Raw genomic sequence first — 11,871 nt, 5'->3', positions numbered from 1 at the left:
GATCGCCTGCCGCGCGCCGACGACCGCCCCGCCCCGCCCGCGCGTCGCCCGGCCAAGCGCTCAGCCCGACGCGGACTTGCGCGCGTGAACGAAGAGTTGTTCCTCGGGCCCGGCCTCGGGGTGGTTCGGCCGGAAGACGGTGACCGCGTGGTGGACGATCTCCAGGCCGGTCGCGCGCAGCCGTACGAGCAGTTCGTCGGTGCCGTGGCTGGTCACCCGCGCCCGGTGACCCAGCCACAGGATCTCCACGCCGTCCGCCTCGGCCGGTACCGTCGCGAACGCGAGCAGCCCGCCGGGGGCCAGCCGCGCGCCGAGGCGGTCCAGTTGGGCGTCCAGATCGGCCCTGGGGAGTTGAAGGAACGGGAAGAACGCGCACACCGCGTCCCACGCGCCGTCGTCGTCGACCAGATCGCGCGCGTCCAGTTGCTCGAACGTCGCGCTCTCGACCTGGGTCCGGGCCAGGTCGACCATCGTCGCCGAGACATCGATCCCGGTCACCCGATGACCGGCCGCGGCCAGCCGTTCGGCGGTCGGCCGCCCGGTTCCGGAACCGATGTCGAGCACCTTCGAGCCGGGCGGGAGTTCGGCGATCAGCCAGTCCAGCGCGGCCAGTTGCTCGGGCAACCCGGCGAAGGCGGTCTCGTACGCGGCCCCGACGGCGTCGAACAGGGCGGCGGCCGGGGACTCGGCGCCGTGGGCCAGCGGCGAGTGCGAAGCAGGTTCGGGGCTCATGGGAGAGGGCGTCCTAATCCTTGAGTAAGTGGTCCCGATCTTCTCGCGCGAAACACGAGTCGATGATGCGGATACCGGGTCGGCGAGCGTCCGACCGCGCCGGCGCGGCTCCCGGGTCCGGCCGCGGGAGCACGGGCTATCGGCGCAGCAGGATGCCCCGGATGAACGCCGCCTGCCCCGCGTGCTGAAGGTCGTCGGCGATCACGCTGACCAGCCGCACGCCCAGGGTGACCGCCGGGGTCCACGCCTCGTCGACCACACGATCCAGGTCCGCGGCCGACAGACCGCGCACGAACCCGATGGTCTGCTCGTGCACCGCGTCGTAGTAGCCGGTGAGCAGTTCCGCCGAGTCGACCCGGACCGCGGCCACCGCCTCGGTGTCGTGGCCGTAGCCGATCGCCCGGACCGGGAAGGGCAGTTCGAATCGACCGTGCCAGTCCTTCGCCGTCCACACCTGTTCCAGGCCCGCGACGTCCGAGACGTGGTCGTCCTGGACCCGGGCCAGATGCCAGATCAGCCACGCGATCGAGTTGGCGTCGGCGTCCAGCCGCTCGGTCAACTGCTTCGCGGTCAGCCCGTCGACCGCCTCGTGCACCACCTCGCGCACCCGACCGAACCCGTCGACCAGTAGCTCCGCGCTGTTCATCGAACTCCTCGCTCCGTCCGTCCCACCCGATCCACCCGACCCGATCGATCCGATCCGACCCGGTCCGACCCGATCGGCCCATCGAGCCCCGCCGCCGCGCTCCGGCGCGGTGCTCGACCCCGTCGACCCTGCTACTCCTGCCCAGCCTGCTCCCGGTCGTACACCTGCCGGGCCGCCTCGATGCTCGGCCCGTGCCGATCGGCCCAACGCACCAGGCCGCTGAGCGACACGGTCAGCTCGCGCGCCACGTCGGTGAGCGTGTACTCGACCCTCGGCGGCACGGTCGGATACACGGTGCGGATCAGCAGTCCGTCGCGCTCCAGCCGGCGCAGATTCAAGGTGAGGACCCGTCTGCTGATGCCCTCCAGCATGCGCTCGAGCTCGGTGAAGCGGATCGGGCCCTCGGCGACGGACACGAGAATGCCGATACTCCACTTGCCCGCGACGTGGTCGAGCGTGCCCACCACCCGACACGCGTTCGCCCAGGTGACCCGATCCGGGTCGGTGTCCGGGAGATCCCGGTCCTCCCGTCCCGGGCTTCGGGCCGCGGGACACTCGGTGACCTGGACGGGTTCGTCGATGTTGCTCCGGGACGTCAAAGTACCTCCTCGCACGAACCGCCATGGTCACACTCGCGGTGGGCCCGGCGGTAATCGCGGGGGGCGGTGCCGGTGAGGGCGCGGAAGTGTCGACGCAGGGCGGCGGGCGAGCCGAATCCGGTTCGGGCCGCGATGCGCTCGACGGGGACGTCCGTTTCGGTCAGCAGTCGCCGAGCCTCGTTCAGGCGGGCGCGGAGCAGGTATCGGAGCGGACTGAGACCGGTGTGGGCGTGAAAGCGGCGGGTGAGGCTGCTGACGCTGGTGCGCGCGTGGGCGGCGAGGTCGGGGACGGTCAGCGGGCGGTGCAGGTTGGCTTCCATCCAGCGCAGGGTGGGTTCCAGACCGACGCTTTCGGTGACCTCGCGGTCGATGGTGTCCCGGACGTCGTCGGCGTAGGTGTGCAGCGGTGTGATGAGTTCGCGGCTCGTCTCGACCGCCACCCGCCGGCCGTGGTCCCGGCGCAGTACGGACAGGCAGACGTCCAGGCCCCCGAAGATGCCCGCCGTCGTCAGGAACGGCCCGTCCTCGACCACGGTGCCCAGTGGGTCGACCTCGATCCGCGGATGCAGATCCGCCAGTTCCTCGGTGTGTCGCCACGCGGTCGTGGCGCGGCGGCCGTCGAGGAGGCCGGTCGCGGCGAGGGTGAACGTGCCGGTGCCGACGGCGGCGATCCGGCTGCCGCGCGCCGCCGCCGCGCGGAGCGCGGCCGTGACGCGGGCGGGTGGCTCGTCGCGATGGCCGTCGTGTCCGAGGACCAGTACGACGTCCGCGTCGGCGAGGCCGTCGAGGCCGAACGGCGTGTCGATCCGGAGCGAGCCCGGGGCGCCGGTGGTGCGCAGTCCGGGGGCCGCACAGAGCCGGACCTCGTACGCCACACCGGGATGTTCACGGCAGGCGGTCCCGAACACCAGTCCGGGAGTGGTGAGTTGAGACCCCGGAACCCCCTCCGAGGCCAGGACGGCGATCACTGACATACCTGGAATCTAGTCCGCGACCGGACGATTTCTCCTGTTCTCGGCCTCGACATCGGTCCCATCCGCATCCGCGCCGTTCGCGGGGACGGCGCGGATGCGGACGGGACCGGGTCGGCCCGCGCCGATGGCCCGGAACGGGGGCCACCGGCGCGGGCCGGGTCACGTCTTCGGGATCAGTGGTTGTGCCGGATCGTCTTGTTGATCCAGTCCTTGTAGACGGTCACGTTGGTGTACAGACCCGGGCCGGTCGCGCAGCCCTCCTTGCCGTCACCGTCGCCCGATGTGGTCCCGATCAGCTCCCAGCGGCCACCCTTGCCGCGCTGGATCTGCGGGCCGCCGGAGTCCCCGAAGCACGCCATGGCCCCGGGCTTTTGGCTGACCGTGCACAACCGGGTCGCATCGGCGCGGCCGAAGCACTCCGCCTCGGAGCCGCGGCGGGTGTCCAACTGCTGGAGCCGGTCGGGGAACACCGCGTGCTCGATGTCCTTGTCGACGGTGGTGCCGAAGCCGAGGATCCGGGTGGGCGTACCGACCGGTCCCGCCTTCTTGGCGATCTTGATCGGCTGCTGGGAGACCGGGCGGTCCAGCCGGATCAGCGCGAGGTCGTCCTTGTTGGGGTCGTCCAGTTTGTAGCCCGGGTGGGTCACGATCTTGTCGATGTTGCGGACCGTGCCTCCGGTGGCGCGGTCCGGGCTGCCGATTCGCACCTTCCCCTCCAGCACGATCGGCAGTTCGGGATCGACACAGTGCGCCGCGGTGAGGACCCACTGCCGGTCGATCAACGTCGCCCCGCACTGGGCGTCGATGCCTGCCGCGACCTCCGGGACCATCGCCATGAACGGGTAGCGCTGCGTCGAGTCCTGCCCGTTGACGATGGCGCCCGCGCTGCCGGCCATCGCCGTCGCGCCGAGCACGACCGCGGCGCCGACCGCCGCCATCGATTTCGCGAACAGGCCGCGCCGCCGGCGCTCGGGGCGGGCGTCGAGCGTGGGCCGAGAGTTCGAAGAGGGCATGTGGTGACCTTTCGAGAGGATGGTGGTGCTGCCGTACACGAGTCGGACGTCCCCCGCGTCCGTCCTCGTCCCACTCATCCTCCGTGGCGCGTCCCCGACGCAAACAGCCGTCTCGATGTCATCCTCGGCTAGATTCCGGACATGCCAGTGATCGCCGTCCTCGCTCTCGACGGGGTCCCCGGGCACCAGCTCACCGCGCCCGGACTCGCGTTCGGCACCGCCGCCCGGCATCACCCTCGGATCGGCTACGACCTGCGGATCTGCACCGCTCCGGGCTTCACGGCGACGGGCGGCCCCGCATCCTTCCACATCGAGACCCCCTGGGGTCTGGACACGTTGGCCGGGCTCGACGACGGCGACACCGTGCTGCTGCCGGGCCACGCGGGCTTTCGTGCCGCGCCCCCGGACGACGTCGTCGACGCCCTTCGTGCCGTCGCCGCGCGCGGCTGCCGCATCGGCGCGGTCGGCACCGGTACGTTCACGCTCGCGGCGACCGGTCTGCTCGACGGCCGGCGCGCCGCGACCAGCCGCCGTGACACCGCTGAACTCGCCCGCCGGTACCCGCTGGTCGAGGTCGACCCGGAGGGCTCGGTGGTCGCGGACGGCCCCTTCCACAGTGCCGCCGGGGTGCTGGGAGGCATCGACCTGTGCCTGGATCTGATCACCCTGGACCACGGTGTGCCGGTGGCCATCGAGACGGAGCGGCAGGTCTTCCTGCACCTCCACGACCCGGCCGACGACCTCGCCCGCGGCGCCGCCGACGCGGGGTACAGCGCCTACACACCACCCGGCAGCACCGTCGCGGCGACCACCCGCTGGATGGAGGCCAACCTCCGGCTCCCGCTCACCCTCGACGACATCGCCGCGCACGCGGGGCTGGGCGTGCGCAACCTGACCCGTCGTTTCCGCGCCGAGACCGGGCTCACCCCGCTCCAGTACCTGCTGCGCACCCGGATCCAGCGGGCCCAATGGTTGCTCGAACGCACCGAGGACCCGGTGGAGCGGATCGCGACGCAGACCGGCCTGGGTACCCCGGCCAATCTGCGCCGCCACTTCCAACGCCTGACGGGCACCACCCCGAGCACCTACCGCACGGTCTTTCGCACCTTCGTCGCCGACCTCACCGGGTCGGGTGGGTGATCAGAGCTCGCGCAGCGCCGGGGCCAGCCGGGCCCACTCCGCGCGCGGCAGACCGGTGTGGCCGGGCTCGGTGGTGAGCACCTGAATGCCCACGTGGTCCGCGCCCGCGGCGAGGTGCTCGCCGACCCGGGCGGCGATGGTCTCCTCGTCGCCCCACACCACCAGGGTGTCGATCAGCCGGTCGCTGCCACCGTCGGCCAGGTCGGCTTCGGTGAAGCCGAGCCGGAGGAAGCTGCGCCGGTAGTTGTCCAGGCCGAGGTACAGCGCCGAGGCATCCCGGATCACCGCCCGCGCGACCGTCGGGTCGGTGCTCAGCACCACCTTCTGCTCCGGCGCCAGGAACACCCCCTCGCCCAACGTCTCGCGCGCCTCGCGGGTGTGCGCGGGCGTGGTGAAGTACGGGTGCGCGCCCTGCGCACGATCGCGGGACAGACGCAACATGCGCGGGCCGAGCGCGGCCAGCACGCGCGGGACCTCCGGGCCGTCGGCGTCCAGGGCGTCCAGGTACGCGTTCATCGCGGCCAGCGGCGGGGTGTACTCGATGCCGAGATGGTCGGTCAACTCGACGTGACTCACCCCCAGTCCGAGCAGGAACCGGCCGGGATGGGCCTTCTCGACCGCGGACACCTCGGCGATCGTGTCCGGGTGGGGGAAGGTTCGGATGTTGAGGATCCCGGACGCGACGCCGAGCCGGCGGGAGCCGCCGAGTAGTCGGTTCGTCACCTCGAACAGCCCGTCCACCGGCGCGCCGCCGATCCAGGCACCGGTGAAGCCGAGTTCCTCCAACTCGGCCGCGGCGCCCGCCGCGTCCGCGTCGGCGGCGTACCGGTCGTGGTGTTGCCAGACGCCGATCCGGCCGACTCGCTCGATTGCCCGTTGCGCGTCCATGAGTTCGGTCCTTCCGTCGGTCTTGCGTCGGTCCTCGGTCGGTTTCCGGGAACGGTGGTCGGGACCGCGGCCGCTCCACCGCCGCGGTCCGGGGCCGGCCCTCCATCCGAAGTCCTCGGCGCGGCATTCTCTTCCCGATCCCGCAGGTCGAGCCGAATCACCACCCGACGGCCTCCGCGTACCGGGGCAAAACGGCCCGTTCGCACCCTATGCCGGTCGACCACGCGCATCGGGGAATGCCTGCAGCGTGGCGCATGCCTTCGGCGACATCTCGGCGTACTCGGCGACCGGTTCGGAGTCCGGCACGATCGCCCCGCCCGCGCCACGGTGGCCGTTCCGTCCCGGATCACGGCGGTGCGGATCACCACGCTCAGGTCGGCCGCGCCGGACGCGGAGAAGCAGCCGAGCGCGCCCGAGTACACGCCACGCGGTCCGGATGCGAGCGCGTCGATGCCGTGCCCATCCGGCCGCCCGGCACGAGCGACACCGCGGCCCGGGCCGGGCCCACCTGCGGTTACGGGCCCGGCGCCGGTCCGGCGAATCCCGGTCGCTCGCAGGCGCGGTCACGCTCCTACTTGGCCTCCGCGTACGTCCCCACCACCGCCGGCATCAGCGGCAACAACACCGGCGTGTCCCCGAACACCAGTGCCCGTGCCTCGGCGGCGGCCTCGGTGATCGCCGCGGCCACCGCCTCGGTGAGTTCGGCGGGGCTGTGCACGATGATCTCGTCGTGTTGGAAGAAGACCAGGTGCGGCCGCCCGGCCGGGGCCGAGTCGTAGCGGGCGAGTCGGCGGCGCAGCGCGGCAAGCAGGGACAGGGCCCAGTCGGCGGCGCTGGCCTGGATGACGAAGTTGCGGGTGAAGCGGCCACGGGCGCGGGCCGAGCGGGCGCCGGCGTCGTCGGTGCGGTCGGCGGCGGGCTCGCTCGTACCGCCCTCGGCGAGATCCAGCCATTCCGACGACGGCGGCGGGCAGGTCCGGCCCAGCCGGGAGCGCACGATGCCGCCCTCCTCGCCGGTGCGCGCGGCGGCCTCCACGTAGCCCATCGCGTCCGGGTACTGCCGGCGCAACGTGGCCAGGAGTGGCCCGATGTCGCCGCTGGTCTGGCCGTACATCGCGCCCAGCAGGCCGAGCTTGGCCTTGGCCCGGTCGCCCTGGAACGCGGCCTTGGCCAGCGCCTCGTACAGGTCGCCGGCGGCGGCGGACCGGGCCAGGCCCGCGTCCCGGGACATCGCGGCCAGGATGCGCGGTTCGAGCTGGGCCGCGTCGGCGACCACCAGCCGCCATCCCGGGTCGGCCACGACCGCGCCGCGCAGCACCCGCGGGATCTGCAGCGCGCCACCGCCGCGCCCGGCCCAGCGGCCGGTGACGACGCCGCCGACCACGTATTCGGGGCGGAACCGGCCGCCCCGGACCCAGGTGTCCTGCCAGGCCCATCCGTGCGCGGCATGCAGGCGGGCGAGTTCCTTGTACTTGATCAGCAGGTCGGCTGCGGGGTGGCCGATGTCGCGTAGGTACCACGTGCGGGTCGAGGTGAGCCGGATGCCCTGCTCGGCGAAGGCCTTGATCACCTGGGTGTGCGAGTCGGGGTTGAACACCCGCCCGCCGAGCGCCTCGCGCAACCGCTCGGCCAGGTCGGCCAGTCGTTGTGGCGGTGCGCCGGACACGCGCGGGCGCGTGCCGAGCAGTTCGGTGAGCAGCGCGTCGTGCACCTCGACCCGCCAGGGCAGACCGTCGGCGGCCATCTCGGCCGCGACCAGTCCGCCCGCCGACTCGGCGGCGGCCAGCAGCCGGAATCGCGAGCGGCGGGCGGCGTCCTCGATCGCGTCGATCCGGCGCACCTGGTCGGCGTGTACCGCGACCACCGCTTCCAGCGCGTCGGCGCCGGCGGGCAACCGCTGCCGGTCGGGGACGAACAGGCTGTCCTGCGCGTCGGCGGCACCGATCGGCAGGTCGTCCGGTACGGGCAGGCCCTTCAGGCGGGCCCAGGCCGCGCCCAGCGATCGCGGCTCGCCGAACCGGCCCTCGTGCGCGAGCAGCAACGACTCGACCAGCGCGAGGTCGTGGCAGCGCGCGACCTGGGTGGGCAGCAGCGGTGCGTACGCGCTCTCCGCCGACGCCCACACCCACCTGGGCGGCACCGGAGCGGCCTCGAGGTCGGTGATCGCCGCGACCAGGTCGCGGACCTGCTCGGCGGGCCCGATCGGCACACCGTCCTCGCGCAACGGCCGGAGCCGACCGCCGTGGCCGTACGCGTCGGGTGCCATCGCGACCCGAGGCGCGGCCGGCCTCACCACGCGCCCGGTCGCGGGCAGCCGACCGGCACGTCGCGCGTGCCGCATCCGACTCGCCGAAACCGTTCCAAGGCCGACCTCCTCCCGACGCATCCGATGCGGACGAATCACCCACAAGCGACAGACCCGCCGACCGCCGCACCCTACCCGCCCGCACCGACACCGATCTGCCCACCGGGCCCACGAAGGCGCGCATGGGGTGGGCGCGGGGTGGGCGCGGGGTCGCGGCAGCGCGCGGATTCGGGGGCGTTAGGTTCGTGAGGGCGCCGGTCGAGGCGCCCGGCGAGTGGCGTGTCGTACCGGAACCGATCGGGCGAGATCCGGTCGTCTCCGGTCGTCTCCGGTCGTCGCCCGTCGTCTCTCGTCGTCTCCCTTCGTCCATCCGAGGAGTGTGTTTCCCATGGCTCGTATCCCCACGGCCGCGGTCGCCGCCGGCGGGCTGGTCGGCGGCTATGCCGTCGCCCGCTATACGAAGAAGCGCCCGTTGGGTGGCGCGGTGCTCGCGGCGGCCGGGGCGTTCGCCGCCAAGGGGTGGCGGGAGCGGGCCGGGACGCCCACGGCCGCCGCGTTGACCGGGCTGTACACGGTCGCGTTCGGCGCCTCGCATCCCCTCGCGAAGAAGATCGGCGCGTGGCCCTCGGTGTTCGCGGTGGCCGGCACCGTCGCCGTCGCGTCGTACGCGCTCGCCGACCGCAAGGCGTAGGCCGCCGGCGCAACCCACCCGACGCCACCGAACCGCCGGCGGGGCCGGGTGGGATCGCGCGGGCGAGGGCACACCGGTCCCGCCGGCGGACCCTCGCCCCGAACAGCCGCGTCAGCAGGCTCGCCGATGGCTCACGGCATGGTCCTCCCCGGTCTCGAAGGCGACGCTCTCGGCCTCGCGCAGCAACGTGATCAGGTCGCTCCGCGCTCTGGCCACCCGGGATCGGACCGTGCCGATCGGGCAGCCCGCGATGGTCGCGGCCTCCGCGTAGCCGAAGTCCAGCACCTGGGTCAGCACGAACGCCTCCCGGCGGGCCGGGTGCAGCGCCCCGAACAGGTCGTCGAGGGCGAGGCCCTCCTCGAAGCCGGGCCGGGAGGTGTCCTGGCGGCGCTCGGCGACTTCGACCCAGTCCTCGACCGCGGCGGTCCTCGGCCGGGCGGCCGCCGCGCGGTAGCGGTCGACGACCGTGCGCCGGGCGATGGACAGCAGCCAGGTGCGCACCGAGGACGCCCCGGTGAATCGGGGAAGTGCCGTCCAGGCGCGCAGGTAGGTCTCCTGGGTGAGGTCGTCCGCGCTCTGTACGTCGGTCAGGTACGCGACGAAGCGCCATACGTCGCGATGCGTGCCCCGGACGAAGTCGTCCACGGCGTCCGGGTCTCCGGCGGCGCCCGCCAGGGCCCGCTCGGTCAGGTCGAGGTCATGCATCGCACACCCCGCCGACGCACGCGCGATGGCCGCGACGTCGATCGAGGGTCGGAGGTCGGCCGGCTCCGGGTCCGGGACGGCCGGGAGGGTGCAGGGAAGTCACGTTCCACGTCCTCGTCATGCGGGCGGCGATCGATCGGCCGGAAGCGGATCGACGCCGAGTTGGTGGGAGGCACGCCCGCCGGAGCCGAGTGCGGCGCGGGAGCCACGGGCCCGGTCTCGACGGCGGTGCGCGAAGCACCCGATGGCGCCCGGGCACACGGCCGGCCCGCTCGGCGCGCGGTGTCGGGTTCGGACACGGCGACCGGCGAGTCGGCGCGGCGGGCGCTACTCGGGTGGCGGGTACGCCCGGGTCCACCGACGGCGACGCAAACGCGTTCTCGGTCGGCGTCGCGGCCCGCGGTGTGGGTGGGTGCGTGCGATCACCGCGAACGTGCGCCGGTGCATGGGCAGCACGATCGCGGGCGCGTACTCGCCCTCACGGACGCCACGCGCCGACGCGGGCGCGGCGCCCCGTCGGGGCGCGGCCCCGCGACACGCGGCGACCACGGACGAATACGCGCGAACAGGCACTCACGAACACGCACTCGCCGAACGGCGTCGGAGGTGGTCGCCGCGCCGAAGCGGGGCGAACACGGCCGGGTCGTACGGACACACGCGGGTCGGGTGGACGGCTCAGGCGAAGAGCGCTGCGGGCGGCCCTCGGCCCGGCAGCGGGCGGCAGACCCACTTGGGTACGGCGCGTTCGCGACGGTGACCCGCGCGCGGCATGCCCGGCAGGCGGGTGGTGACCGGCGACGTCCAGGCGCCCACCAGTGCGAGAACCACGGTGCCCGCCATCGTCGCGAGCACGCGCAGCAGCCGGAAGACGGCCTTCTCACCGTGGCGCAGCCACACACCACAGCCGAGCGCGGCCAGCACGTGCGCGGCGACCATGCCGGTCCCGCCGTGGCCCAGGACGGCGCTCAACGCGCCGTCGTGGTTCATCCCGCCGCCCCCGGCGCCTGCCATGTGGTGTCCGCCGGAGGGCGGGCGACCGAAACCGGCAGCCTCCGGGGACTGCCCGGCCAGGTTGGGGTCCAGCCGCATCCGGACCAGGAGTTCGGTGACCGACCGGGTCGGCGCGTCGCCGGGTCGGTCGTCGTTGCACAGCAGCACCTGGAGCCACTGGTCGCGGAAGCGGGCCGCGCCGGTCGGTTCGGGGGCCGGTTGGCGGGCGAGCGTGAACAACGTGTGCAGGCCGGCCTGGGCGGCCAGTACCGCGCCCGTGATCGCCCCGAGGCCGCGCTCGCGATCGGCCACGGCCCACGCCAGTACGGCGATCCCGACGCCGGCGCCGACCGGCGCGGCCCAGTGGACCGGCGCGTCGGACATCAACGTGTGCCCGAACAACGCGAGCAGCACGCAGATCACCGCGAACATCGCGGCGCGAACGGCTCGAAGCACGGACCGGGCAGGCATGGTGACGCTCATGCTCCCACCTGCCGGGTACGCGGGAGCCCTCGGGTGCCCGGCCGATTCCCGAACTTCTCCCGAACCCTGCTCGAACCGGACTCGAACGCTCTCGTACAGTGATCTCCCAAACCATGCCCAACCGCCTCGAACTCGACCTCGCGCGCGGTCGCACCTCTCACTCAGGAATCCGCACCCTCGGGGAACCACCGATCACCGCCGGCCGACTACCCGGATGCCCGTCCCCGGTGCCCGTGTCCGATGCCCCTCCTCGAAGGTTGTCCTCGATGTCCGTCCCCGGTGCCGCCGTTGTCGACCGCGGCGCCGCCCGCGCGCCGGAGCCGACCTCCCGCCGTTCGATCCCTGGAGCCCGATTCATGCCCGTGTTCGCCGGCGGACCCGACTCTCCTCGCCGCCGCCTCCGGCGCCTGCCCTTCCTCGCGAGGGCCGCGCGTCCCGCCGCGGGTTCGTCCCCGGGGGCGACCCGGTCGACCTCGGCCGCCCGTACGGTGCTCGGCTTCGTCGGCCTCCTGTTGATCCTGTTCGTCGCCGCCTTCGCGGTCGGGCGCCAGGCCGGCCCGGTGGCCCCCGACCTGCGCAAGCCCGGTCCGCCCGGTGCCCCGGTGCCGATGGGTGACGAGGGCGGCGGGCACGGCCGGATGGGACTGGGCGAACCGGCCGGTGCGGTGCCCGCCTTCCGGGCCGTCGGCGGTGCGCTGTGACCAC

At 73.5% G+C, this 11,871-nt stretch carries 12 protein-coding genes; 3 read left to right on the top strand and 9 right to left on the bottom strand.

What is annotated here, in order from left to right; genetic code table 11:
- Window positions 1–60: 60 nt before the first annotated feature.
- From ACZ4FV_RS37440 to ACZ4FV_RS37420, 5 genes are all read right to left on the bottom strand, one after another.
- A complete protein-coding gene (locus tag ACZ4FV_RS37440; protein WP_395858871.1) occupies window positions 61–732 on the bottom strand; it encodes a class I SAM-dependent DNA methyltransferase in 672 nt (223 codons plus the stop codon).
- 136 nt (window positions 733–868) lie between these two features.
- Window positions 869–1,378 (bottom strand): mycothiol transferase, encoded by a 510-nt coding sequence (locus tag ACZ4FV_RS37435; RefSeq protein WP_395858872.1) that lies wholly within the window; start codon window positions 1,376–1,378, stop codon window positions 869–871.
- 131 nt (window positions 1,379–1,509) lie between these two features.
- Entirely contained in the window at window positions 1,510–1,845 is a 336-nt protein-coding gene (locus ACZ4FV_RS37430; protein ID WP_395859313.1) for a winged helix-turn-helix transcriptional regulator, read from the bottom strand.
- 128 nt (window positions 1,846–1,973) lie between these two features.
- Window positions 1,974–2,951: a GlxA family transcriptional regulator gene (locus tag ACZ4FV_RS37425; RefSeq protein ID WP_395858873.1), complete on the bottom strand. Its 978-nt coding sequence runs from the start codon at window positions 2,949–2,951 to the stop codon at window positions 1,974–1,976.
- A gap of 173 nt (window positions 2,952–3,124) precedes the next feature.
- Window positions 3,125–3,964: a S1 family peptidase gene (locus ACZ4FV_RS37420; RefSeq protein WP_395858874.1), complete on the bottom strand. Its 840-nt coding sequence runs from the start codon at window positions 3,962–3,964 to the stop codon at window positions 3,125–3,127.
- Window positions 3,965–4,105: 141 nt separating this feature from the next.
- Here ACZ4FV_RS37420 and ACZ4FV_RS37415 point away from each other — a divergent pair, with 141 nt between their 5' ends.
- Window positions 4,106–5,104 (top strand): GlxA family transcriptional regulator, encoded by a 999-nt coding sequence (locus ACZ4FV_RS37415; RefSeq protein ID WP_465325033.1) that lies wholly within the window; start codon window positions 4,106–4,108, stop codon window positions 5,102–5,104.
- Here ACZ4FV_RS37415 and ACZ4FV_RS37410 read toward each other — a convergent pair whose 3' ends face one another.
- Together ACZ4FV_RS37410 and ACZ4FV_RS37405 are read right to left on the bottom strand one after the other, a co-directional pair.
- On the bottom strand, window positions 5,105–5,992 hold the full coding sequence (locus ACZ4FV_RS37410) for a TIGR03620 family F420-dependent LLM class oxidoreductase (RefSeq protein WP_465325031.1): 888 nt from the start codon (window positions 5,990–5,992) through the stop codon (window positions 5,105–5,107).
- A 571-nt stretch (window positions 5,993–6,563) separates the two neighbouring features.
- Window positions 6,564–8,258 (bottom strand): bifunctional 3'-5' exonuclease/DNA polymerase, encoded by a 1,695-nt coding sequence (locus ACZ4FV_RS37405; protein ID WP_465325029.1) that lies wholly within the window; start codon window positions 8,256–8,258, stop codon window positions 6,564–6,566.
- 427 nt (window positions 8,259–8,685) lie between these two features.
- On the opposite strand from ACZ4FV_RS37405, the gene ACZ4FV_RS37400 reads away from it, so the two are divergent.
- Window positions 8,686–8,988 carry a hypothetical protein gene (locus ACZ4FV_RS37400; RefSeq protein WP_402231261.1) on the top strand — a complete coding sequence of 101 codons (303 nt, stop codon included), beginning with the start codon at window positions 8,686–8,688 and terminating at the stop codon, window positions 8,986–8,988.
- A gap of 111 nt (window positions 8,989–9,099) precedes the next feature.
- On the opposite strand, the gene ACZ4FV_RS37395 is transcribed toward ACZ4FV_RS37400, so the two are convergent.
- Both ACZ4FV_RS37395 and ACZ4FV_RS37390 read right to left on the bottom strand, forming a co-directional pair.
- Window positions 9,100–9,693, bottom strand: coding sequence for a sigma-70 family RNA polymerase sigma factor (locus tag ACZ4FV_RS37395; protein ID WP_402231263.1), 594 nt, complete (start codon window positions 9,691–9,693; stop codon window positions 9,100–9,102).
- 675 nt (window positions 9,694–10,368) lie between these two features.
- Window positions 10,369–11,166 carry a hypothetical protein gene (locus tag ACZ4FV_RS37390; RefSeq protein ID WP_395858881.1) on the bottom strand — a complete coding sequence of 266 codons (798 nt, stop codon included), beginning with the start codon at window positions 11,164–11,166 and terminating at the stop codon, window positions 10,369–10,371.
- Between the two features lie 356 nt (window positions 11,167–11,522).
- Here ACZ4FV_RS37390 and ACZ4FV_RS37385 point away from each other — a divergent pair, with 356 nt between their 5' ends.
- A complete protein-coding gene (locus tag ACZ4FV_RS37385) occupies window positions 11,523–11,867 on the top strand; it encodes a hypothetical protein (protein WP_402231265.1) in 345 nt (114 codons plus the stop codon).
- Window positions 11,868–11,871 lie beyond the last annotated feature (4 nt).

Source organism: Embleya sp. NPDC025285, from assembly GCF_055558835.1.
Note: the sequence above shows the minus strand (reverse complement) of the source record. Positions and strands in the feature narration are given on the sequence as shown.

Coding starts and splice junctions, on each gene's coding strand:
- ACZ4FV_RS37440 (WP_395858871.1), bottom strand. CDS start 732: ATGAGCCCCGAACCTGCTTCGCACTCGCCGCTGGCCCACGGCGCCGAG.
- ACZ4FV_RS37435 (WP_395858872.1), bottom strand. CDS start 1,378: ATGAACAGCGCGGAGCTACTGGTCGACGGGTTCGGTCGGGTGCGCGAG.
- ACZ4FV_RS37425 (WP_395858873.1), bottom strand. CDS start 2,951: ATGTCAGTGATCGCCGTCCTGGCCTCGGAGGGGGTTCCGGGGTCTCAA.
- ACZ4FV_RS37420 (WP_395858874.1), bottom strand. CDS start 3,964: ATGCCCTCTTCGAACTCTCGGCCCACGCTCGACGCCCGCCCCGAGCGC.
- ACZ4FV_RS37415 (WP_465325033.1), top strand. CDS start 4,106: ATGCCAGTGATCGCCGTCCTCGCTCTCGACGGGGTCCCCGGGCACCAG.
- ACZ4FV_RS37410 (WP_465325031.1), bottom strand. CDS start 5,992: ATGGACGCGCAACGGGCAATCGAGCGAGTCGGCCGGATCGGCGTCTGG.
- ACZ4FV_RS37405 (WP_465325029.1), bottom strand. CDS start 8,258: ATGGCACCCGACGCGTACGGCCACGGCGGTCGGCTCCGGCCGTTGCGC.
- ACZ4FV_RS37400 (WP_402231261.1), top strand. CDS start 8,686: ATGGCTCGTATCCCCACGGCCGCGGTCGCCGCCGGCGGGCTGGTCGGC.
- ACZ4FV_RS37395 (WP_402231263.1), bottom strand. CDS start 9,693: ATGCATGACCTCGACCTGACCGAGCGGGCCCTGGCGGGCGCCGCCGGA.
- ACZ4FV_RS37390 (WP_395858881.1), bottom strand. CDS start 11,166: ATGAGCGTCACCATGCCTGCCCGGTCCGTGCTTCGAGCCGTTCGCGCC.
- ACZ4FV_RS37385 (WP_402231265.1), top strand. CDS start 11,523: ATGCCCGTGTTCGCCGGCGGACCCGACTCTCCTCGCCGCCGCCTCCGG.